This is a genomic window from Streptomyces sp. NPDC104096 (assembly GCF_055584385.1).
Map to the genome: position 1 here is coordinate 1 of NZ_JBVJMD010000026.1, position 22,989 is coordinate 22,989.

Annotated in this window: 14 protein-coding genes; 2 read left to right on the forward strand and 12 right to left on the reverse strand. The window is 69.9% G+C overall.

Going from position 1 to position 22,989, the window contains the following annotated elements:
• Nucleotides 1-236: 236 nt before the first annotated feature.
• The 8 genes from dxs to ngcE all read right to left on the reverse strand — a co-directional run bounded on the left by dxs (nt 237) and on the right by ngcE (nt 10,748).
• Nucleotides 237-2,156 (reverse strand): 1-deoxy-D-xylulose-5-phosphate synthase, encoded by a 1,920-nt coding sequence (gene dxs / locus ACZ60B_RS24690; RefSeq protein ID WP_469390407.1) that lies wholly within the window; start codon nt 2,154-2,156, stop codon nt 237-239.
• A gap of 228 nt (nt 2,157-2,384) precedes the next feature.
• On the reverse strand, nt 2,385-3,707 hold the full coding sequence (locus tag ACZ60B_RS24695) for a sugar ABC transporter permease (RefSeq protein WP_469390409.1): 1,323 nt from the start codon (nt 3,705-3,707) through the stop codon (nt 2,385-2,387).
• Entirely contained in the window at nt 3,704-4,495 is a 792-nt protein-coding gene (locus tag ACZ60B_RS24700) for an ATP-binding cassette domain-containing protein (RefSeq protein ID WP_152886235.1), read from the reverse strand. Before ACZ60B_RS24700 ends, ACZ60B_RS24695 begins: the two co-directional genes overlap by 4 nt.
• Before the next feature lie 247 nt (nt 4,496-4,742).
• Complete coding sequence (locus ACZ60B_RS24705; protein WP_469390412.1) at nt 4,743-5,831, reverse strand: sugar ABC transporter substrate-binding protein; 1,089 nt, start codon at nt 5,829-5,831, stop codon at nt 4,743-4,745.
• A gap of 133 nt (nt 5,832-5,964) precedes the next feature.
• Nucleotides 5,965-7,164 (reverse strand): ROK family transcriptional regulator, encoded by a 1,200-nt coding sequence (locus tag ACZ60B_RS24710; RefSeq protein ID WP_469390414.1) that lies wholly within the window; start codon nt 7,162-7,164, stop codon nt 5,965-5,967.
• 183 nt (nt 7,165-7,347) lie between these two features.
• The gene (locus ACZ60B_RS24715; protein WP_469390416.1) at nt 7,348-8,271 is read right to left on the reverse strand and encodes a carbohydrate ABC transporter permease; all 924 of its coding nucleotides are present in this window, start codon (nt 8,269-8,271) and stop codon (nt 7,348-7,350) included.
• Nucleotides 8,272-8,289: 18 nt separating this feature from the next.
• Entirely contained in the window at nt 8,290-9,225 is a 936-nt protein-coding gene (locus tag ACZ60B_RS24720; protein ID WP_469390418.1) for a carbohydrate ABC transporter permease, read from the reverse strand.
• 74 nt (nt 9,226-9,299) lie between these two features.
• Complete coding sequence (ngcE, locus tag ACZ60B_RS24725) at nt 9,300-10,748, reverse strand: N-acetylglucosamine/diacetylchitobiose ABC transporter substrate-binding protein (protein ID WP_469390420.1); 1,449 nt, start codon at nt 10,746-10,748, stop codon at nt 9,300-9,302.
• Between the two features lie 409 nt (nt 10,749-11,157).
• Here ngcE and ACZ60B_RS24730 point away from each other — a divergent pair, with 409 nt between their 5' ends.
• Complete coding sequence (locus ACZ60B_RS24730) at nt 11,158-14,901, forward strand: GH92 family glycosyl hydrolase (RefSeq protein WP_469390563.1); 3,744 nt, start codon at nt 11,158-11,160, stop codon at nt 14,899-14,901.
• 77 nt (nt 14,902-14,978) lie between these two features.
• On the opposite strand, the gene ACZ60B_RS24735 is transcribed toward ACZ60B_RS24730, so the two are convergent.
• The 3 genes from ACZ60B_RS24735 to ACZ60B_RS24745 form a co-directional block, all read right to left on the reverse strand.
• Nucleotides 14,979-15,365: a hypothetical protein gene (locus ACZ60B_RS24735; RefSeq protein ID WP_469390422.1), complete on the reverse strand. Its 387-nt coding sequence runs from the start codon at nt 15,363-15,365 to the stop codon at nt 14,979-14,981.
• Nucleotides 15,366-15,443: 78 nt separating this feature from the next.
• Nucleotides 15,444-18,734: a GH92 family glycosyl hydrolase gene (locus tag ACZ60B_RS24740; RefSeq protein WP_469390424.1), complete on the reverse strand. Its 3,291-nt coding sequence runs from the start codon at nt 18,732-18,734 to the stop codon at nt 15,444-15,446.
• A 339-nt stretch (nt 18,735-19,073) separates the two neighbouring features.
• Nucleotides 19,074-20,174 carry a lytic polysaccharide monooxygenase auxiliary activity family 9 protein gene (locus ACZ60B_RS24745; protein ID WP_469390426.1) on the reverse strand — a complete coding sequence of 367 codons (1,101 nt, stop codon included), beginning with the start codon at nt 20,172-20,174 and terminating at the stop codon, nt 19,074-19,076.
• Nucleotides 20,175-20,415: 241 nt separating this feature from the next.
• Between ACZ60B_RS24745 and ACZ60B_RS24750 the strand changes: the two genes are divergently transcribed.
• Entirely contained in the window at nt 20,416-21,108 is a 693-nt protein-coding gene (locus ACZ60B_RS24750) for an SMI1/KNR4 family protein (RefSeq protein ID WP_469390428.1), read from the forward strand.
• A gap of 42 nt (nt 21,109-21,150) precedes the next feature.
• On the opposite strand, the gene ACZ60B_RS24755 is transcribed toward ACZ60B_RS24750, so the two are convergent.
• Nucleotides 21,151-22,806: a HAMP domain-containing sensor histidine kinase gene (locus ACZ60B_RS24755; protein ID WP_469390565.1), complete on the reverse strand. Its 1,656-nt coding sequence runs from the start codon at nt 22,804-22,806 to the stop codon at nt 21,151-21,153.
• Nucleotides 22,807-22,989 lie beyond the last annotated feature (183 nt).

The window sequence follows — 22,989 nt, forward strand, 5'->3', positions numbered from 1 at the left end:
CCTTCGGCCGGGAGGTGCCCCCACCGCGTCGACTCCCTCCTCCGCCTTGCAGCTGCACGCACCACACCCCGCTCGGCTCCGCCGAGCAGTCACGTCAGTCATGGCCGACCTGATCCAAACGACAGGCCCTAGTCCGTATGCCCCAAAGCGGGAGATTCAACGCGAAGGGGCCGGTTTCACCACCTTTCGATGGTGAAACCGGCCCGTCCGGCCGTGCCGGTGTTGCGCTCGGGCCGTCAGTCGCGGGCGGGCTCGACCTCGGCGGTCGGCCGGTCGAAGCGTCCGTCCAGCTTCGAGACCAGGCCGGTGACCTGGCGGGCGATGTCGGGCGCGGTGAGCCCGATCTCCGCCATGACCTCGGCGCGGGAGGCGTGGTCGAGGAAGCGCGGCGGGATGCCGAAGTCGCGCAGCGGCATGTCGACGCCCGCGTCGCGCAGGGCCTGCGCGACCGCGGAACCGACACCGCCGACGCGGGAGTTGTCCTCGACGGTGACGACCACGCTGTGCCGCTCGGCGAGCGGGGCCATGGCCTCGTCGACGGGCTTGACCCAGCGCGGGTCGACGACGGTGGTGGTGATGCCCTGCTTCTCGAGCAGCTCGGCGATCTCCAGGCACATCGGCGCCAGCGCGCCGACGGAGACCAGGAGCACGTCGGGGGTGCCGGTGCCCGGCTCGCGCAGCACGTCCATGCCCCCGATCCGGCCGACGGCCGGTACGGCGGGGCCGACGGCGCCCTTGGAGAAGCGGACCACGGTGGGCGCGTCCTCGACGGCGACGGCCTCGCGCAGCTGGGCGCGGACCTGGTCGGCGTCGCGCGGGGCGGCCAGCCTGAGGCCGGGGACGACCTGGAGGATCGACATGTCCCACATGCCGTTGTGGGAGGCGCCGTCGGTGCCGGTGACGCCGGCCCGGTCCAGGACGAAGGTGACCCCGCACTTGTGCAGTGCCACGTCCATCAGCACCTGGTCGAAGGCGCGGTTGAGGAAGGTGGCGTACACGGCGAAGACCGGGTGGACACCGCCGGCGGCCAGGCCCGCGGCCGAGACGGCGGCGTGCTGCTCGGCGATGCCGACGTCGTAGACGCGGTCGGGGAAGGTCTTGGCGAACTTGTCCAGGCCGACCGGCTGGAGCATGGCGGCCGTGATGGCGACGATGTCCTCGCGCTCCTTGCCGAGCTCGACCATCTCGTCGCCGAAGACGGAGGTCCAGTCGGCGCCGGAGGAGGCGATCGGCAGGCCCGTGTCGGGGTGGATCTTGCCGACGGCGTGGAAGCGGTCGGCCTCGTCCTGGAGGGCGGGCTGGTAGCCGCGGCCCTTCTCGGTGAGGCAGTGCACGATGACGGGGCCGCCGAAGCGCTTGGCGCGGGCCAGCGCGGACTCCAGGGCCTCGATGTCGTGGCCGTCGATCGGGCCCACGTACTTCAGGCCGAGGTCCTCGAACATGCCCTGCGGGGCGATGAAGTCCTTCAGGCCCTTCTTCGCGCCGTGCAGGGTCTCGTAGAGCGGCTTGCCCACGACGGGGGTGCGCTCCAGGAGGTCCTTGCCGCGGGCCAGGAAGCGCTCGTAGCCGTCGGTGGTGCGCAGCGTGGCGAGGTGGTTGGCGAGGCCGCCGATGGTCGGCGCGTACGAGCGCTCGTTGTCGTTGACGACGATGACCAGCGGGCGGTCCTTGGCGTCGGCGATGTTGTTGAGCGCCTCCCAGGCCATGCCGCCGGTCAGCGCGCCGTCACCGATCACGGCGACCACGTGGCTGTCGCGCTTGCGCAGTTCGTTGGCCTTGGCGAGGCCGTCGGCCCAGCCGAGCACCGTGGAGGCGTGGCTGTTCTCGATGACGTCGTGCTCGGACTCGGCCTGCGAGGGGTAGCCGGACAGGCCGCCCTTCATCTTCAGCCTCGAGAAGTCCTGGCGTCCGGTGAGCAGCTTGTGCACGTAGGACTGGTGGCCCGTGTCCCACAGGACCTTGTCCTTCGGGGACTCGAAGACGCGGTGCAGGGCGATGGTGAGCTCGACCACGCCGAGGTTGGGGCCGAGGTGGCCGCCTGTCTTGGACACGGCGTCGACGAGGAAGGTCCGGATCTCCCCTGCCAGCTGGTCCAGCTCCTCCAGGCTGAGCCGGTCCAGATCGCGCGGTCCCCTGATGCGGGTCAGCAGCGGCACCCGTGCCTCCTTGCACTTAAAAAGCTGATCGAGCTGTTGCCGGGCTCGTCGAGTCTAATGTTCCGCCCCGGCGCGTGACGCCCGGGCCCTTCGTCGTGGGTCACACGGACGGCCGTACCCACGACGGCCCGGCTTATGACATACCTGTGCCCGGCACCGCCGTTGGTGCCGGGCACAGGATCTTCCGCGGGGGCCGCCGCGGGATTGCGCGGCGGCCCCGGTACGGCGTTACGCGCGGCCCGCGGCCTTCTGGCTCTTGCGGGAGACGGAGTCGATGACGACCGCGCCCAGGAGCACCGCACCAGTGATCATGTACTGGATGGAGGTGTTCATGTTGAGCAGGTCCAGACCCGTCTGGATCGACTGGATGACCAGCATGCCCAGGAGGGCCGACCAGACGTTTCCGCGACCACCGAAGAGGCTCGTACCACCGATGACGGCCGCCGCGATGGCGAGCATCAGGGTGTTGCCGCCACCGGCGTTCAGCGTGGCGCTCGCGGTCTGGCCGGCGAAGAACATACCGCCGATGGCCGCGAAGGAACCGGAGATGGCGAAGACGGTGATGCGGACCATCGGGACGCTGATGCCGGCCCGGCGGGCCGCCTCGATGCCACCGCCGACCGCGAAGATCTTGCGGCCGTACGTGGTGCGGCGCAGCACGAAGTCGACGATCACCAGGGAGGCGAGGAAGATCACCAGGGCGTTGGAGACACCGGAGGCGTTGTTCAGCACGGCCGCGGCGGCGAAGGCGGCCACGGCGAGCGCGCCGACGCGCAGCAGGATCTCGCTGGTGGGGCGGAAGGGCACCTTGGCGGCCTTGCGGCGGCGCTGCTCCATGAACGAACCGACGAGCATCGACAGGACGGCGAGGCCGGCCAGCACGTAGGCGCCGATGATGGCCTGGTCCATGAAGAAGGAGCTCTGGCCGAGCAGGTGCACCGGGCCGTCCTCGGCCGGGATGTTGATGGTGCCGCTCGAACCGAGCAGCCACAGCATCAGACCGCTCCAGCCCAGGAAGCCGGCCAGCGTCACGACGAAGGCGGGCACGCCGATCCGGGCGAAGAACCAGCCCTGGAGCGCGCCGATGGCGGCACCGGTCGCGATGGTCAGGACCAGGGCCAGCCACGGGTTCATGCTGTGGTTGACCACGAACACGGCGAAGACCGTGGAGGCCAGGCCGCTGACCGAGCCGACGGAGAGGTCGATCTCACCGAGCAGCAGGACGAACACCAGGCCGATGGCGAGCATGCCGGTGGCCGAGAGGAAGTAGCTGATGTTCGACAGGTTGTCGGCGCTGAGGAACCGGTCGTTCTGCGTCTGGAAGATCGTCCAGATGACGATCAGACCGACGAAGACCGGCAGCGAGCCCAGCTCGCCACCCTTGATCTTGCGCTTGAACTCGGTGACGTAGCCCTTGAGGCCCTCTTCGCGGACCAGCAGACGCGGGTCGACGACGGCGACCGGGGCGGCGGTGGGGTCATCGGTGGGAGCGACCGTGCTCTGGTGCTCCACCTCGGCCTCCGCCTTGGAAACCTTGGACGTGTCGCTCACTTTGCGGCCTCCGCGCTGCGACGCCCCGCACGACGGGTCACGGCGTTGTCCGTGGCTCCGGTGATCGCGGCGATGATCTCTTCGTGGCTGGTGTCCTTCACGGAGAAGGAGCCGTTGTTCTTGCCCAGGCGCAGGACGGCGACGGTGTCCGCGACGGCCTTCACATCGGCCATGTTGTGGCTGATGAGGATGACGCCGAGGTTGCGCTCGCGCAGCCGCTCGACCAGGTCGAGGACCTGCGCGGTCTGCTCGACGCCGAGGGCGGCGGTCGGCTCGTCGAGGATGACGACCTTGGGGTCACCGATGAGGGCGCGGGCGATGGCCACGACCTGGCGCTGACCACCGGAAAGGCTCGCGATCGGGATGCGCACGCTCGGGATGCGGATGGAGAGCGTGCTCAGCAGCTCGCGCGCCTTCTGCTCCATGGTGACCTCGTCGATCGCACCACGGTGCTTCAGTTCGCGACCGAGGTAGAGGTTGCCCACCACATCGAGGTTGTCGCACAGGGCGAGGTCCTGGTAGACCGTCGCGACGCCGAGTCCCGAGGCGTCGTGCGGCTTGTTGATGCTGACCGCCTTGCCCTCCCACTCGATGACGCCCTCATCGATGGGGTGGACACCCGCGATCGTCTTGACCAGGGTGGACTTTCCGGCGCCGTTGTCGCCCACCAGGGCGACCACTTCTCCGGCGTGGACCTCCAGCTCTACGTCGGTGAGGGCCTGAACCGCACCGAACCGCTTGGAGACTCCGCGCAACGCCAGCACGGGCGTAGCGGACACGTGAACCATCTCCTTCGCCGCCTGACCGGCGGGGATGCCGCGCTCGATCAAACAGGCGCGGAGGGATGTGCGAGAAGCACAAGGTTTACAAGATGAACATGCGCGAATCCGTCGTACTTCGCAACGGTTCCATCCGACGCCCGCCCCGCAGCGGGGTGTGAAGGTGGGGCAGGCGTCGGACAGGTTCGCGGGACCGCCGGGCGGTCATGACTCGGGCGGCCACCCGGGGTGCGGGTGGTCGCCCGAGACGGACTGCTTACTGCAGGCCGGCGGTCTTGCAGGCCGCGGCGAAGTCCGCGGTGCAGATGTCGGCGACGGAGTACAGACCGTCCTTGACCACCGTGTCCTTGATGTTGGCCTTGGTGACCGAGACCGGGGTCAGCAGCTGCGAGGGCACCTTGTCGCCGGAGCCGCTGGTGAGCTCCTGGGTGGCCAGGGACTTGATGTCCTTGCCCTGGAGCAGGTTGACCGCGAGCTGGGCAGCGGCGTCCGCCTCCGGCTTGAAGGCCTTGTAGACCGTGGAGGACTGGGTGCCGGCGACGATGCGCTGGATGCCCGCGAGCTCGGCGTCCTGGCCCGTCAGCGGGATGCCGCTGATCTTCGCGCCCTTGAGGGTGTTGGCGATACCACCGGCCATGCCGTCGTTGGCGGAGTAGACGCCCGCGATGTTCTTGGCACCGAGCTGGGTGATGGCGGCGGACACCTTCTGAGCGGCGACCGTGTCCTTCCACAGACCGGACTGCTCGTACGCGATGTCGACCTTGCCGTCGAGGGCCTTGTGGGCACCCGCCTTGAACTGACCGGCGTTCGGGTCCGCGTCGTCGCCGTTGATCATGACGATCTTCGACTTCGGGGTGGCCTTGGAGCCGAGCGCGGCGAGGAGGGCCTCACCCTGGAGCTCGCCGACCTTCTGGTTGTCGAAGGACACGTAGGCCGAGACCGGGCCCTGGGCGAGACGGTCGTACGCGACGACCTTGATGCCCTTGTCCACCGCGGTCTGGATGGAGGACTTGATGGCGGCCGAGTCCTGCGCGCTGATCACGAGGACCTTGACGCCCTTGGTGATCATGCTGCTGACCTGCTGGGCCTGCTTGGCAGCGTCGCCGGCCGCGTTCGCGTACTCGACGTTGCAGTCCGAGCACAGCTCCTTGACCTTGGCCTCGAACAGCGGCTTGTCGAACTTCTCGTAGCGCGCGGTGACGCTGTCGGGGAGCAGGAGACCGATGGTCTTGCTGTCCGACGAGGAGGAGCTGCTGCTGTCGGAGTCCTTGTCGCCGGCCTTGCCGCAGGCGGCCACGGAAAGGGCCATGGAAACGGCAGCGGTACCGATGACGACTCTACGCATCGTGCTGTTCATTGGTGGTGCCTCCCTGACAGGGCCGCAACGCTGCGGCCGAGGTGGCTGGAAGTCAACTCGGCCACGCGTGCGACGTCAAGAAGTAAATACTTAACGGGTTGGCAACGGCGTGTTTCGTTCTCTAAGTGAAGGCAGGTGCGGCGGCGGCGAGGGACCCATCCAAAAGGGTTGAATCGCCCATCTCGTTGAGCGCGAGAGCCAGCGCTCCGAGCACCTCGGCGCGCCCCCCGAGCGCCCCCGGGAGCACCGAGAGCTGGCGGGCCGCACTGGGGATGGCATAGCGCCCCACGGACTCCCTGATGGGCCCCAGGACCAGCTCACCGGCCTCGGCGAGATCACCGCCCAGGACCACCCGGCTGGGGTTCAGCAGGTTGCAGAGATTCGCGACCCCGCTGCCGATGTGCCGGCCGACGTCGCCGATCACGCGGCGGCATCCCGGATCTCCGTCCCTGGCCAGCCTCACCACGCCCTCCATGGTCAGATCCATGCCGTGACTGGGCTGGAGCAGCGGCAGCACATAGCGCGCGGCCGTGAAGGTCTCCAGGCAGCCGCGGTTGCCGCAGCGGCAGACGGGACCTGATTCATCGAGTGTAATATGTCCGATTTCTCCAGCGGTTCCGCCGGGACCCCGGTAGATCTTCCCGTCGATCACCAGCCCCGCGCCGACCCCGCTGGACACCTTGATGTAAGCAAGATCACGCACGCCTCGGCCACTGCCCCAGACCAGCTCGCCGAGGGCGCCGAGGTTGGCGTCGTTGTCCACGTGGACGGGCACGCCGAGCCGCCCCCGCATCTCCTCGGCGGGTCTGCTTCCGGTCCAGCCCGGCAGGATCGCGGTCGAGCCCAGGGTGCCGGACTCCACGTCGATCGGCCCGGGCACGCCCAGGCCCACGCCCGCGATCTTCGAACGGTCCGTTCCGGTGGCCGAGATCAAGCGGTTGACCAGCTCTTCCGCCCGGTCGAAGCCCTGGGCGGAAGAGGCGTCGACGTCCAGCGGCTCGGACTCCTCGGCCAGGACCTGATGGGCCAGATTGCCCACCGCGACCCGTAGGTGCGTATGTCCGAAATCGACCCCGATGACGATGCCGGCGGCGCCGCTCAGCGAGACGCTGCGGGCCCGGCGGCCGCCCGCCGAGGTGGGCGTGACCTCGACGGTCCCACCGTCCTTGAGTTCACGGACGATATTGGAGACCGTCGCCGCCGACAGGCCCGTCGTCCTCGCGATCTCCGCCTGGGTGAGCGATCCCGCCAGCCGGACGGCACGGACGACCCGCTCCAGGTTGGCTCGGTGCAGCGACGACTGCGACCCTGGAGTCTCCACGACGACCTCCTGCGCACGGGACCGCCTCGATGAGGCCCCGTCTATGTCCAACTAGTGAACTCTAAGCTGAGCCGTTCGGGTTGCCTCCCGTCAAGAGGTTGAACAATTTCCGGGGTACTGCGCGCAGCGGCGCACACCGCTCCCGACCCCGGGAACGGTGTGCGCTCGGGCGCCTGCGGAGCGCTACTTCAGCGTGGCCGAGGTCAGTCCCGCCTGTACCTGGCGCTGGAAGGACAGATAGACCACCAGCATCGGGATCATCGCGATGGTCACGCCCGCGAAGAGGACCGGCAGGTCGGTCGCGTAGCCCATCTGCTGCTGAAGCTGGATCAGTCCCTGGGTGAGCACGTAGCGCTCGGGGTCGTCGCCGCTCTGCGGCTGCATCAGGACCGTCGGCAGGATGAACTGGTTCCACTGCCCCAGCGTGTTGAAGATCCCGACGCTGATCAGACCGGGCTTCGCCATCGGCAGCATCACCTGGAAGAACGTCCGGGTGTGCGAGGCCCCGTCGAGGATCGCCGCCTCGAAGACGGCCGTCGGCAGGGTCCGGAAGAAGGCGTGCATGAAGAACACCGTGAACGGCAGCGAGTAGGCGACGTAGACCAGGATCAGGCCCTGGTAGGTGTTCAGCATGTCCAGGCGTTTGACCATGAAGAACAGCGGCACCAGGGCCAGGAACACCGGGAACATCGCGCCGGCGACGAAGAAGTAGTAGAGGAACCGGTTGCCCGGGAACCGGTAGCGGGCCAGCACGTACGCGGCCATCGAGCCGAAGAGCATCGTCAGCGGCACCGAGAACACCAGCACGATGACGGTGTTGAGGAGGTAGTCGCCGATACCCGTCCTCCAGGCCCGGGAGAACACGTCCAGTGACCAGTGCTGCGGCCAGCCGAAGGCCGAGCCGCCGATCTGGGCGTCGGTCTTGAAGGAGCTGAGGACCAGCCACACCAGCGGCAGCACGATCAGCAGGGCCCACAGGGCGAGGAACCCGTGGGAGAAGGCGTTCAGCACGACGCCCTCGCGGGGCCGGCCGTCGGGGCGGACCGGGGTCCTGCCCGCGGACCGCTGGGCGGGGACCTGCGTGGTCTCCTTGATGGGGGTGCTCATCGTCGTCGTCTCTCCCGCTCAGAACTCGATGCGCTCACGGCGGGTGGCGCGCAGTGTGACCACGGACAGGACCAGGGTGAGCAGCAGCATGATCACGCCCATCGCGCAGGCGTAGCCGCTCTTTCCGAAGTAGAGGAAGTTGCGCATCATCACGGTCGACATGACGTCGCTCTCGTGGTTGGGCCCGCCGCCGTAGGCGCCCATGCTCGCGGTCATCGACGAGACCAGGACGAACATGTCCATGGCCACGATGCCCAGGTACACCCAGGCGGTCTGGACGGTGTCCCACAGCAGCGGCAGCGTGATGCGGAAGAAGGACTGGGCGCGGCCGGCTCCGTCGATGAGGGCGGCCTCGTAGACGTCCCTCGGGATCGACTGCATGGCGGCCGAGAACAGCACCAGGTAGAAGCCCACCCCGTGCCAGACGACGACGAGGATGAGCGCCCAGCGCACGATGCCGGGCTCGTTGAGCCATTCCACCGGGCTGTCGGGGTCGACCAGTCCCAGTTTGATGAGCAGTCCGTTGAGCATGCCGCCGCCGTCGCTGCGGTACACCGCGTTGAAGAGCACCGCGAGAATCGCGAGCGACAGCACCTGCGGGAAGAAGTAGACGATTTTGTAGAACGACGACCCGGCGACCCCGCTGACGCCGCCGGCACGACTGCGTCCGCCCACGTTCACCATGAAGGCGAAGAAGATCGACAGCAGAATGGTGATCACCGGGATGAACACCAGGAACTGGATGTTGTGCCAGATGGCCTTCAGGAAGACGTCGTCCTGGAAGAGGGTCTTGTAGTTGTCCAGGCCCACGAAGTCGAAGGTCTGCGACTGTCCCTTCCAGTTCGTCAGCGAATAGCCGAACGTCTGGATGTACGGCCAGATGACGAAGATCAGATAAAGCGCCACGGGAACGAGGAGAAATCCCGCGACGAACCTGTACTGCCCTTTGCGCATGGCGTTCCTGCCCCTGGTGTCCTTCCCCCGGGCCGGAGCGGTTTCCGGCCCGGGTTCCGCCTCGTCGAGCGCGGTCAGTCGCGGTGGTTCTTCTTGGACGCCGGGTCCTTGGCCGCCTTGTCGACCGCCGCCTGCGCCCGCTTCAGCCACTCCTTGGGCTGGATGCGCTTGGACATGAGCTCGTTGGAGGCCGCCTCGATGGACGCGCCCATCTCGCTGTACCACTCGGTGTACAGGAACCGGAAGGTGTTGTCACCGGCCGCCTTGGACGCCTCGACCGTGGACTGGGTGCCCGGCCGGAGCTGGACGGCGGAGTCGACGCCGTCCTTGAGGATGGTCAGCGAGTTGGCCTCCTTGGCGAACGAGGTCGACCACTCCTTGGACAGCATCCGCCGCATGAACTCCTTCGCGGCGGGCAGGTTCTTGGCCTTCTTGGGGATGATGAACGGCTCGCCGGAGCCGGCCCGGATCGCCTCGAACGGCATCGCGCTGCCGGGCAGCAGCGGCATCGGCATGAACTTCATGTCGAAGTCGTCCGGGGTCTGCTTCAGCTGCTCGTTCTCCAGCCAGGAACCGCAGGTGATGAAGGCGGCCTTGTACTGGTTCCAGCGGGTCTGCGACTCGGTGTGGGTCAGACCGTTCGTGCCGGGCATCAGATAGCCCTTCTCGACGATCTCGTAGATCGCCTCGACGCCGGCCTGTGCGGCGTCGGAGCCGACGAACGCCTTCGGGTCGAGGTTGTCGATCGCCTTCATGGCGTCCAGACCGCCCTTCTTGGCGATCATGTCCATGATGGCGACATTGATGTAGTACGGGTACTTGCCCTGGTGCGCGAGACCGCCGATGCCCTGGGACTTCGCGTCCTTGCAGATGGCGAGGAAGTCGTCCCAGGTCTTGGGCTCGGTCCAGCCCTTCTCCTTGAAGAGCTTGCCGGAGTACCACAGGCCCCACACCGTGTAGATGTAGTTGAGGGCGACGACCTTGCCCTCCTGCAGGCCCGGGTCGGTGGTGCCGGGGATCAGGGTGTCGCGGACCTTCTTGGAAGGGTCGTCGACCGACGGCGCGTCCAGGACCTCGGCGAGGTCGAGCAGTTGGTCGTTCTTGTACAGGACGTCGACCTTGATCTGCTGGGCGCCGGAGTCGTCGACGATGTCCGGCGGGTTGCCCGCGTTGAAGCGGGGCTGGAGCTTGCCGCTGATCTCCTGGGTGCCGGTGTGGGTCGAGGTGACGCCGGCCGTCTTCTGGAAGGTCGCCTCCCACGCCTTGGCGTAGTCGTCGCCGTAGCCGCCCTTGAAGATGACGACGTCGAGCTTGCTGCCCTTCTCCACGCCGAAGGGATTGTCCTTGCTGGTCTTCCCCTTGTTGGCGTCCTTCGTGGAGTCGTCACTCCCGCCACCGCTGGCGCAGGCGGACAGGAAGCTCATCGTCGGTACGGAGATCAGGCCGAGCGCGGCCGACCGCTGAATCAGGGCGCGACGGCCCACACCTTCGGAACCGTGGTTCTCTGCGGAAGTGGATCCCATGCTCAAGTCCTCGCCTTCTCACAGGACTCAGGCGGTGAACCGGATCCTCCCGGCACCGCGGTCAGGTCAAGCAGGGTCGTACAGGGCGTGCAGTTCCTCGAATCGCCGACAGGTATAGTCCACTTCCCGCCAACAGGGCAAGATCGAATGCAACGTTGGTCATCGGTCTTTTCCGAGTTGAGACCTCCCGGAAATATGAGCCGCCTGTGCGCGCCTTGCCGGAAAAATCCGCTACATAGGCCCCGAATGCCGCGGTCAACACCCTTGACACCAAGGGCCACTTGACCCACTACTGGTCCCTGCGCCTGATAGTTGACAACGTTGTCCAGTGCAGGGAGGACTCCCTCGGATGCGGCACAGAACTCGGCACGGATGGGGTACGGCGGTCGCCTTGACAGCCGCCTTGGTCATGACGGTGGGTGCACAGGGAGCCGCGGTCGCGCAGCCCGCGACCACGGCGGCGGACCGGGAGTTCAGCTCCTCGTTCGAAGCGGGCGACCCGGCCCCGGACTGGCTCAGCACCGTCGACACGGCCGCCGACGGCAGCGACCGGGCCTCGGGCGTCGACGGCGGCTACAGCACCGGCATCCCGGGCAACGCCACCGACCACGTCACCGACCTACGGGCGAGCGCCGAGAACACCGGCAGCGGCGAGGTGAAGGAGAACCTCGTCGACGGTGACCCGGGCACCAAGTGGCTGGCCTTCGAGCCGACCGGCTGGGTCGAGTTCGACCTCGACAAGCCGCTGGCCCTCGTGACGTACGCCCTCACCTCGGCCAACGACTACGCCGAACGCGACCCGCGGGACTGGACCCTGAAGGGGTCGGCCGACGGCACCCGGTGGACGACCCTCGACACCCGCTCCGGCGAGAGCTTCGCCGAACGGTTCCAGACCAAGTCCTACGACCTCGCCGAACCGGCCGCAGGTTACCGGCACTTCCGGCTGGAGGTCACCCGCAACAACGGCGCCTCCGGCATCGTCCAGCTCGCCGACGTGCAGTTCTCCACCGGCGGCGGCGACGGGCCCGTCCCGCCCGCGATGCTCTCGCTGGTGGACCGGGGCCCGAGCGGCTCGCCCACCGCCAAGGCGGCCGCCGGGTACACCGGCACCCGGGCCCTGCGCTACGCCGGGCGGCACACGGCGGCGGGACGCGCGTACTCGTACAACAAGCTCTTCGACGTGAACGTGGCCGTCGGCCGTGACACCGAGCTGGCCTACCGGATCTTCCCGTCCATGGCGGACGGCGACCGCGACTACGACGCCACCCACGTCGCCGTGGACCTGGCCTTCACCGACGGCACCTACCTCAGCGGGCTGGGCGCCACCGACCAGCACGGCTTCGCGCTCACCCCCCAGGGGCAGGGCGACGCCAAGGTGCTCTACGTCAACCAGTGGAACGACGTCGTCGCGCGGATCGGATCGGTCGCGGCAGGCAAGACCGTCGACCGGATCCTGGTGGCGTACGACTCCCCGGCCGGCCCGGCGAAGTTCCGCGGCTGGCTCGACGACGTGAAGATCCGCACCGCGGCACCGCAGAAGCCGAAGGCCCATCTGGCGGACTACGCGCTCACCACCCGCGGCACCAACTCCAGCGGCTCCTTCTCCCGCGGCAACACCTTCCCCGCGACGGCCGTGCCGCACGGCTTCAACTTCTGGACGCCGGTGACCAACGCGTCCTCGCTGAGCTGGCTGTACGACTACGCACGTGCGAACAACGCCGACAACCTCCCGACGATCCAGGCGTTCAGCGCGAGCCACGAGCCCAGCCCCTGGATGGGCGACCGGCAGACCTTCCAGGTGATGCCCTCGGCCGCCGCCGGCACCCCGGACACCGGCCGCACGGCCCGCCAACTGGCCTTCCGGCACGAGAACGAGACCGCGCGGCCGTACTACTACGGGGTGCGGTTCGAGAACGGGCTGAAGGCGGAGATGGCGCCGACCGACCACGCGGCGGTCCTGCGCTTCACCTACCCCGGCGACGACGCGAGCGTCCTCTTCGACAACGTCACCGAGCAGGCGGGGCTCACCCTCGACCCGGCCACCGGCACCTTCAGCGGCTACTCCGACGTGAAGTCCGGGCTGTCGACCGGCGCGACCCGGCTGTTCGTCTACGGCGTCTTCGACAAGCCGGTCGAGGACGGGTCCTCCAGCGGGGTCAAGGGCTATCTGCGGTTCGACGCGGGCGCCGACCGCACCGTCACCCTGCGCCTGGCCACCTCCCTCATCGGCCTCGACCAGGCCAAGGACAACCTGCGCCAGGAGATCCCCGACGGCACCTCCTTCGACACGGTGCGCAACCGGGCCCGCGGCCAGTGGGACAGGCTGCTCGGCAAGGTCGAGGTCGAGGGCGCCACGCCGGACCAGCTGACCACCCTCTACTCCAGCCTGTACCGGCTGTACCTGTACCCCAACTCCGGCTTCGAGAAGGTCGGTTCCACCTACCGGTACGCCTCGCCGTTCTCGCCGATGCCCTCCGCCGACACCCCCACGCATACCGGCGCGAAGATCGTCGACGGCAAGGTGTACATCAACAACGGCTTCTGGGACACCTATCGCACCACCTGGCCCGCCTACTCGCTGCTGACGCCGCGTCAGGCCGGAGAAATGGTGGACGGGTTCGTGCAGCAGTACAAGGACGGCGGCTGGACCTCGCGCTGGTCCTCGCCCGGCTACGCGGACCTGATGACCGGCACGTCCTCCGACGTCGCGTTCGCGGACGCGTACGTCAAGGGCGTCGGCTTCGACGCGAAGGCGGCGTACGAGGCCGCCGTGAAGAACGCGACGGTCGTACCGCCGGCCTCGGGCGTGGGCCGCAAGGGCATGGCCACCTCCCCCTTCCTCGGCTACACCAGCACCGACACCCACGAGGGCCTGTCCTGGGCACTGGAGGGCTACCTCAACGACTACGGCATCGCCGAGATGGGGCAGGCCCTGTACCGCAAGACCGGCGAGAAGCGCTACAAGGAGGAGTCGGCCTACTTCCTCAACCGCGCCCGGGACTACGTGAACCTCTTCGACCCGCAGGCCGGGTTCTTCCAGGGCCGGAACGCCAAGGGCGACTGGCGCGTGGCGTCGGCGCAGTACGACCCGCGGGTCTGGGGCTACGACTACACCGAGACCAACGGCTGGGGCTACGCCTTCACCGCCCCGCAGGACAGCCGGGGCCTGGCCAACCTCTACGGCGGCCGCTCCGGCCTCGCCGAGAAGCTCGACACCTACTTCGCCACCGCCGAGACCGCCTCGCCGGACATCGTGGGCTCCTACGGCGGCGTCATCCACGAGATGACCGAGGCCCGGGACGTGCGGATGGGCATGTACGGGCACTCCAACCAGGTGGCGCACCACGTCACCTACATGTACGACGCGGCGGGCCGGCCCTGGAAGACGCAGAAGAACGTCCGCGAGGTCCTGTCCCGCCTGTACACCGGCAGCTCGATCGGCCAGGGCTACCACGGCGACGAGGACAACGGCGAGCAGTCGGCCTGGTACCTGTTCTCCGCGCTCGGCTTCTACCCGCTGGTGATGGGCAGCGGCGAATACGCCGTCGGCTCACCGCTGTTCACCAAGGCGACCGTCCACCTGGAGAACGGCAAGGACCTGGTCGTCAGGGCGCCCCGGAACAGCAGCCGAAACGTCTACGTTCAAGGCTTGAAGGTGAACGGCCGCACCTGGCCGTCGACTTCGCTCCCCCACACGCTGCTCGCCAAGGGCGGGACGCTGGACTTCGCCATGGGACCGAAGCCGTCATCCTGGGGCAGCGGCAAGAACGCGGGGCCCGTGTCGATCACCCGGGACGACCGGGTGCCCACCCCGCGGGCGGACGTCCTGAAGGGCGGTGGCGCCCTGTTCGACAACACCTCGGCGACCGACGCGACGGTGACCTCGGTGGACCTGCCCGTCGACGCGGGCGCCAAGGGCGTCCAGTACACGCTCACCTCGTCCGCCGACCGCACGAAGGCCCCCACGGGCTGGACCCTTCAGGGCTCGAAGGACGGCACCACCTGGAAGACCCTGGACCGGCGCACCGGCGAGTCGTTCGCCTGGGACCGGCAGACCCGCGCCTTCTCGGTCGGGTCACCGGGCTCGTACGCGCACTACCGGCTGGTCCTGGACGGCGAGTCGACGCTGGCGGAGGTGGAACTGCTGGCGTGACGGTCTGACGCGGTACCGGTGAGGGGCGGGTCCGGTGACGGGCCCGCCCCTCTCGTGTACGCGGTCCAGGGCGCCGCTCAGGGCGCGACGGGCTGCCGGGGCAGTCTGGGCAGCAGTCTGCGCAGCGCGTCCGCGTGCTGTTGGACCCGTCGGACCACGGCTCTGCGGGTCGTCGCGAAGACCGGGACGTCCCGGGACGGGCCGCACTCGGCCGCCGCGTACAGGTCGTCCAGCCAGGCTCCGGTCCCTCTGGTGCCGTCCGGCGCCACCGGTATCAGCCTGGTCAGCACCTCGGACTCGGCGCCGCCCAGGAACCAGACGCGGACCATCAGGTCCGCGCGCCGGTAGCGCAAGCCCCCCTCGATGTCCTCCGCAGGACAGAAGCCCTCGCCGTCCACCAGGAACGCGAAGGCCGTACGCGCTTCGGCCCGGAACTCCTCGGGCAACAGCGGCCGTTTCCCCATTCGGGGATGCTTGCACGCGGCGATGTGCCCCCGCCAGCGGAACGGGCGAGGGCACATCTTTTCGGCTTTTCGGCGTCGTCAGCCGACGGCGACGGTGAAGACGTGCAGATCGGTGTCCTCCGGGAGCCGGACCGAGGCGACGGCCTTGCCGGCCGGGGCCGTGAACGGCTCGGTGGCGAAGACGTAGGTCACCACCGGATCCCGGTCCGCGCCCGCCACATTGCGGTAGGCGGTCCTGGCCACGACCGTGTTGCCGTACTGGACGGTGCCTCCGCCGCCGCCGGCCGTCCAGTCGGTGAAGGACAGGTCGACGGTGTCGGTGCCGCCGTCGGTGTACGTCACGGTCGCCCTGGTCCGCTGGTTGCCGTTGACGGCGCTGCCGATGAAGGACAACGCCCCCGCGGGCCGGTCCAGTTCGATGGTCTGTCCGGCCGCCGAGACGTTGTCCGGACGGGCGCTCGGCGAGTCGGGCCAGGTGAAGGCGAGTCCGTTCACCGTGCCCGGCGCGCCCGGGGTGAGACCGGCGGCGGCCAGGGCCTGGCGCGAGTAGCTCCAGCCGCCACCGTCGTAGTCCGCCTCGTCGTGGTCGCCGACGTCGTCCGAGACACCGGTGTTGTTGTACGCGGCGAGGAGCGTGCCGGGGGCGGCGACCGTCAGCGCCACCGGCTGGCGGTAGGAGGTGTCGCCCGAGGTCACGGTGACCCGCACGTCGTAGAAGCCCTGGTGCGCGGCGGCGTCGGCGGTGAGCGTGATGCCCTGGGAGCCGTCGGTCACCGTGCCCTCGGCAGGGGTCGCCGTGACCCCGGCGGGCGTCTCGACCCGGTAGCGCACCTGAGGACCGGTGCCGCCGTTCAGCGCCAGCGCCCGGATGCTCAACTCGGCGCTGCCGCCGGGCGTGAGCGTCGCCGTGGTGGGTCCGACCCCGATCTGGTAGGGCTGTTCGCCGGTCCGGAAGGAGGGCGGGGCGTCGGCCGGATCGCTGCCCCAGGTGCGGTCGGGGGTGGTGGAGAGCGTGTAGTCCAGACGGCCGCCGTCCCGCACCAGCGAGGCGGGCAGCCAGGGCCGTCGGGTGCTGCGGCCGTCGACCTTCAGGGATCTGATGTACGGCGCGTCCGCCGCCGCGCCCTTCGCCCGGATCGAGATGTCGCCGCCGTGCGGTCTGCTGATCTCGATGCGCTCGAACAGCGGTGAGGCGAGGACGAGTTCGGCCCGGGACGGGACCTGCGGGTACATGCCGAGGGCGGAGAAGACGTACCAGGACGACATGGCGCCGAGGTCGTCGTTGCCGGGGATGCCGCCGGGCTGGGTCGACCACAGCCGGTTCATCGCCGCGCGAACCGTCTCCTGGGCCTTGTAGGGGGCGCCCGCGTAGTCGTACAGGTAGGGCACGTTGGTCGACGGCTCGTTGTCCAGCTCGGACTTCTCGCCGCCGCTGCCGGTGAACGCCCAGCCGCCGTCGGCGTCGTGGAAGAAGGTGTCGAGCCGGGCGAGCGCCTTGTCGCGGCCGCCCATCGCGGCGAACAGCCCGGCCGGGTCGTGCTGGACCATCCAGGTGTACTGCGCCGCCGTGCCCTCGACGAAACCGTTGCCGGTGGCCGGGGTGAAGCCGGTGACCCAGCTCCCGTCGGCCTTGCGGTTGGCGATGTAGCCGCCGCCGGGGTCGGCGGCGAGGTTGAAGTTGTTCTGCCACCACTGGGCGCGGCGGGCGAAGGCGGTCCGGGTGTCCTTCTGGTGTGCGGCCGAGGCGAGTTGGGAGAGCGCGAAGTCGGCGCCGGACATCTCCAGGGTCTCGGCCGCGCCGCCCCAGGCGTTGGAGACCGACGGCATGTAGTGCAGGTCCAGGTACTTGTCGAGGGACGGGCGCTGCCCGGCCGACAGCACCGGCTTGCCGGCCGCCGACAGGTCCTGCTCGGTCGGGACCGTGGCCGCCTTCACCAGCGAGGCCAGCGCGCCGCGCAGATCGAAGTCCGTGCCGCCGAAGGCCCGGATCCCGGCCAGCGCGATGGGCGACGGGTCGCCGTTCATGACATGGGTGCCGCTCGCGCCGTGCAGCCAGCGGTCCCAGACTCCCCCGTTCTGCCGGGCCAGTTCGTACAGCGACTGCGCGACGTCCGATCCGGTGCGCGGATCGAGCAGGGTGAGGAGCTGGACCTGGGAGCGGTAGACGTCCCAGCCGGAGAAGGTGCCGTACTGCGCCCGGTGGCCGCCGCCGACCCGGTGCACCTTGTCGTCTGCGCCCCGGTAGCGGCGGTCGGCGTCACTGATCACGTTCGGGTGCAGCAGCGCGTGGTAGAGCGCGGTGTAGAAGGTGGTGCGCTCCGCGTCCGTGCCGCCGCCCACCCGGATCGCGGACAGACGGTCCCGCCAGGCCCGTTCGGCCGCCCCGCGCACCGCGTCGAAGGAGCGGCCCGGCGGGTTCTCGGCCCTGAGGTTGGCCTCGGCGCCCGCGCGGCTGACGTAGGAGATGCCGACCTTGACGTTCACCGGGCCGGTGCCGGGCGCGAACTCGACATAACCGCCGGCTCCCTTGCCGGCGACCGGCCGTCCGTTGGCGGAGAAGCCGCCGGTGCCTCCGCTCGCCGAGGTGGATCCCGGGCTGAGCCGGTCGTCCTGCCAGGTGCCGGTCGCCTTGAACGCGCGGTCGAAGTGGGCGGTGAAGTAGAGGGTGTAGTAGGCCCGTCGGCCCTCCGGGTCGAGGTAGCCGCAGAAGTTCCCCGAGGTCACCGAGCCGGAGACGGTACGGGCCGCTGGGTCGATCACGACCGTCGAATCGGTGGAGCCCACCTCGGAGTTGGCGGTGCGCACCAGCAGCGAGGCCGGCTTGTCGGCGGGGAAGTCGAAGCGGGCCGAGCCGGTACGGGCGGTCGCGGTGAGGTCGGCGGTGACGCCGGAGGCGAGGCCCACCCGGTAGTGGCCGGGTCCGGCCGTCTCGTCGGCGTGACCGAAGTCGGCCGCGTACACCGCGTCCTTGGTGTCGCTCGCCGGGGACGAGGTGACCTCGCCCGCGTACGGGAAGAACGGGATGTCGCCGCTGCCGCCCGCGCAGCCGGTGCCCGACATGTGGGTGAGGCTGAAGCCGCGGATGCGGGTGGCGTCGTACTGGTAGCCGCCGGGCGCCGCGGTCCGGGTGGCGTCGCCCCGCGTGTTCTCGGGGCTGAAGGAGAACATGCCGAACGGCGTGACGGCGCCGGGGAAGACGTCGCCTCCGTTCTTGGTGCCGATGAGCGGATCGACGTACGGGGTCGGGTCGTCGACCAGGACGGGCGGTGGCACGGCACTCGCGGCGGTCGCCGCGAGAGCGGGGGTGCTGCCGCCGACCGCGAGCGCGGCGGCCAGTAACAGCGACAGTGACACGGGACGGAAACGCATGACGCGGCCCCTCCTCCTCCGGACGGGTCGCGCACCACGGGTCGCACAAGCCGCAGGGACAGTAGCGTGCGCCGGCGGTACCGCGGAAGGGCGCGTCCCCGTACGGGCTCGCCGCGTGCTCACCCGGGCGGAGCACGGCCGCCCGGAATGATGTCGCCGCCTCTTGACATCGTTGTCCACTGTGGCGGTAGAGTCATACGCAGATCACAAGACAACGTTGTCGCACCATGGATCCCCCAAGCCATGTTCCGCCCGGTCGCACCGCCCCCCTTCGGACCGACCGGCCCGCGGACCCGGAGGGCACCGGCTCGGCCCCACGGGTCCGCCCAGAGCGGCGGCTCAGCCCACCTGACAGGGCAGAGCCGCCGCGCTGTCCCCGCCGGAGCCGGAGACGACGTATCCGAACGTCGTGCTCCGGCCCGGACTCAGTGAGCCGTTCCAGTCGGCGTTGTGCACCATCACGTCCTGCCCGCTGTAGGTGGCGTTGCCGTTCCAGAGGCTGGCCACCGACTGGCCGCTCGGCAGGGTCCAGTCGACCATCCAGCCCAGCATCGGGACGTCGCCCGAGTTGGTGACGGTCACCTCGGACTGGTAGCCGCCGTTCCAGCTGTTGGTGGTCCGACGGGTGGCGGTGCAGGTGCCCGGGACCGGGTCGGTCGGGTTGCCCGGGTCGTGGATGCCGGTCACCTCGCCGTTGCCGCCGTCGAAGACGACGTCGGAGCAGGAGTAGAAGGTCTCCGCGCTGTCCGAGCGCTGCCAGACCATGTAGACGATGTGCCGTCCCGACTTGCCCGCGGGAAGCTTGCCCGACCAGGAGTAGTTGGCCTCGACCGTGCCGGGGGTGCCGTTGAGCGGCGGGTGGTCGACGGTGAGGAAGGGCTGGGCCTCCATGTCGTTCCAGGTGAGGGTCTTGGTCGGGTCGAAGCCGTCCTTGGTGATGTAGACGTAGAACCAACCGGGGTGCGCGGCCCAGGCGTTGTACGAGAAGTCGACGGTCGCGCCCGAGGTGAGGTGGGTCAGCGGCCAGTCGCCGCGCGGCAGGTCGAAGCCCGTGAAGTTGGGGTTGCCGCCGCTGCACAGCGAGCCGTCGGGCACGAAGCCGCGGGTGCGGCCCGCGCCGTCCGAGCGCAGCACGGAGAACCAGTTGTAGAACGGGGTGGTGCCGCTGACCTGCTGAGCGGCCTTGCAGGCCGGGTTGACCGGCTTGATCTCCCCGGTGTCGGTGAGCCCGTCCTGCCAGCACAGGAAGGTGCGGCTGCCGGGCTTCATCGGGGTGCCGTGGGCTTCCGCCGGGCTGCCGGCCGTGAGGATCAGGCCGAGGGCGGGGACGGTGGTGAGCAAGGCCAGGAGGACGAGGAACAGGGCGCCGCGGGAGGCCGGGCGGGGCCGCGACCGTCGCGGGGGCGCGGGCGATGACTCGTTCGCTAATGTCATAGACATGTCAGCCGACATGACGGGGGAACGTCCCTTCGCTCGACGGTCGTGAGGAACGTGCGTACGGACGTGCGTACGTACCGAAGGTGCCGGTACGCGGGCGGCAGGGGGCGGGAGCGCTTCCGGGCGGGTTCCGGTCCACCGGATGGGAGCGCTCCCACCCCTCTGGTGCGGAAGGTAGCGCCGGACGCCGGAGTTGTAAACGGGCGGCGCCGGGATTGTCAGTGGGCCGCCGTACCGTGCAGGCATGAACGAGGTCTTCGACATGCACGAGGGGCTGACCGGGGCTCTGCGGGACCGGAGCCTGGCCCGGGAGTTCCTGCGGGGGTTCGCCGCCTACTGGGGACGGCCCCTCCAGCCCGGCGACGGGTACACGGCGGAGGAACTGGCGGCGGCGGAACAGCGGCTGGGGACACCGCTGCCCACGGCGCTGCGCGAGGCGTATCTGCTGTTCGGGCGGCGGACCGACCTGACGAGCAATCACGACACGCTGCTCGGCCCCGACGCCCTGTACGTGCACGACGGGGCGCTGGTGTACCAGGCGGAGAACCAGGGGGCAGCCTTCTGGGGAGTGCTCCTGACGGACCTGGAGCGGGACGACCCCGCGACCGTGATGCGGTTGGACCTCGCCGACAAGTCCCAGGAGCGCTGGGAGCCGTGGGAGCCGAGCCTGTCCTCGGCGTGCGTCTCGATGGTCATGTCCGAACTGGTGCAACTGGACGACGGGCTCACCGACCACGCCGAACTGGACGCCGAGGATCTCGGCCAGGTGGACCGCTTCCGGGAACTGCCCCGCGTGGGAAGGGAACTGCGCTGGTTCAGCGGTCCCGATGTCCTGTTGCGCGAGGTGGACGGCTGCTTCGTCGACGTCCGGGCCCGGACGGTGGAGACCCTGGACGCGGTGCGCGAGGCGATACCGATGGACTGGCTGAACGGCTGAAGCGGTCGGCCGGTGAGCGGACCGGGTCTCATGGCGACGCGGTCATCCGTCGGTCCGTACCACCTGGCCGGCGCGGTGGTCGACCCGGCGGCCACCGTCCGGTCGTACGACGTCCTCGGCGTCACCGCCCGCAATGCCGGTCACGGCGTCGGCCGCGAGCGGCAGTTCGACGGTGAACTCCGTGCGGCCCGGCTCGCTGTGCGCGTCGATGCAGCCCCCGTGCGCGGTCGTGATCGCCGCGGCGACGGCGAGGCCGAGACCGGAGCCGCCCGCCGTGCCGGCCGCCCGGCTGCGGGAGGCGTCGCCCCGGGTGAACCGCTCGAAGACCGTGGGGAGCAGCTCGGACGGGATACCGGGCCCGTCGTCGCGGACCCGGACGACGCAGTTCGCGCCGTGGTCCCCCGCGGTGGCCTCCACGGTGACGACGACCGTCGTACCCGCCGGGGTGTGGGTCCGCGCGTTGGCCAGCAGGTTGGACACCACCTGGCGCAGCCGCGCCTCGTCGCCGGCCACCACGGACGGTGTGCCGAGGCGCAGGTCCAGCCGCCAGTCGTGGCCGTCGCCCGCGGCCCGCGCGTCCCACACCGCCTCGGCGACCAGCGAGGCCAGGTCCACCTCGGCGGACTGGAGCGGACGGCCCTCGTCGAGCCGGGCGAGCAGCAGCAGGTTCTCGACCAGGCCCGTCATCCGGGCCGACTCGGCGGAGACCCGGCGCCAGGCCAGCAGCGGCTCGCCCTGGCCGGTACCGCGGTTCATCAGCTCCGCGTATCCGGCGATGGAGGCGAGCGGGGTGCGCAGTTCATGGCTGACGTCGGCGAGGAAGCGGCGCATCCGCTCCTCGCTGTGGCGTACCCGCTCCTCGCTGTGGCGTACCCGCTCCTCGCTGCGCCGGCGTTCGGCGAGCGAGGACTCCACGTGGTCGATCATGCGGTTGAGGGCGGCCCCGACCTGGCCGGCCTCGCTGCCCGGGTCGGTGTCCCGCTCCGGCACCCGGGTGAGGGCGGTGCCCCCACCCCGGCCCAGCGGGGCGTGGGAGACGGCGACGGCGGTGGCGGCGACCCGGCCGAGGGGGCGCAGTTGGCGTCGTACGACCACGGCGCAGACGCAGCCCGCGGCGGTGAGTCCGGCCACGGCGACGCCGCCCTCCACCCGCACCAGCCGGCTGATCAGGTCCTGGACGTCGTCCATCGGCAGTCCGGCGAGGACCCGGACGCCGTCCGCCTCCAGTGCGGTGACCCGGTAGGTGCCGAGGCCGGGCACGCTGCGGGTGTGCGGCGAGCCGTCGGCCGCGAGGTGCGCCAGGGCCGCGCTCTGGGCGTCGGTGAGGTTCCGTGGCGGCGCGTCCTCGTCCACCAGCGCGGCGGCCAGCACGCGGCCGTGGTCGTCGAGCCGGGCGGCGAGCATCCCGGCCGGGTGCCCGCGCTCGCCGAGGAACGTCAGGTCCCGGTCGAGGTCCGGGTGGAGCGCGGCCCCGCCCAGGCTGTGCTCGGCGGCGTCGGTGACCCGGTCGTCGAGGTCCCCCAGCAGATAGGCGCGTTGGACCAGGACGGTGGTGAGTGCCATCGCGGCGCACACGGCGGCGAGCGTGACGCCGACGAGGAGGAGCAGCCGCGTCCGGAGGGAGCGGCGGCCGGACGGCCTGCCGGACAGACGGCCCGGCAGCCGGCCGGGTGAACGGCATGGCCGGCGCCCGGACATGGGGCCGGGCAGGTCGAACGGGGGCTCGTCGGCGACGGTCCGCGCACGGACGCGGCCGCTTCGGAGCCCAGAGGTGCCAGTCATGTACCGATCCTGTCCCGGTCCGCTGGGGGAACCCTGTGTTCACCCTGAGGACCGGCGATGACCCGGCCGGGCGGCCGAGGGCCGGATGCGAAGGCCGGA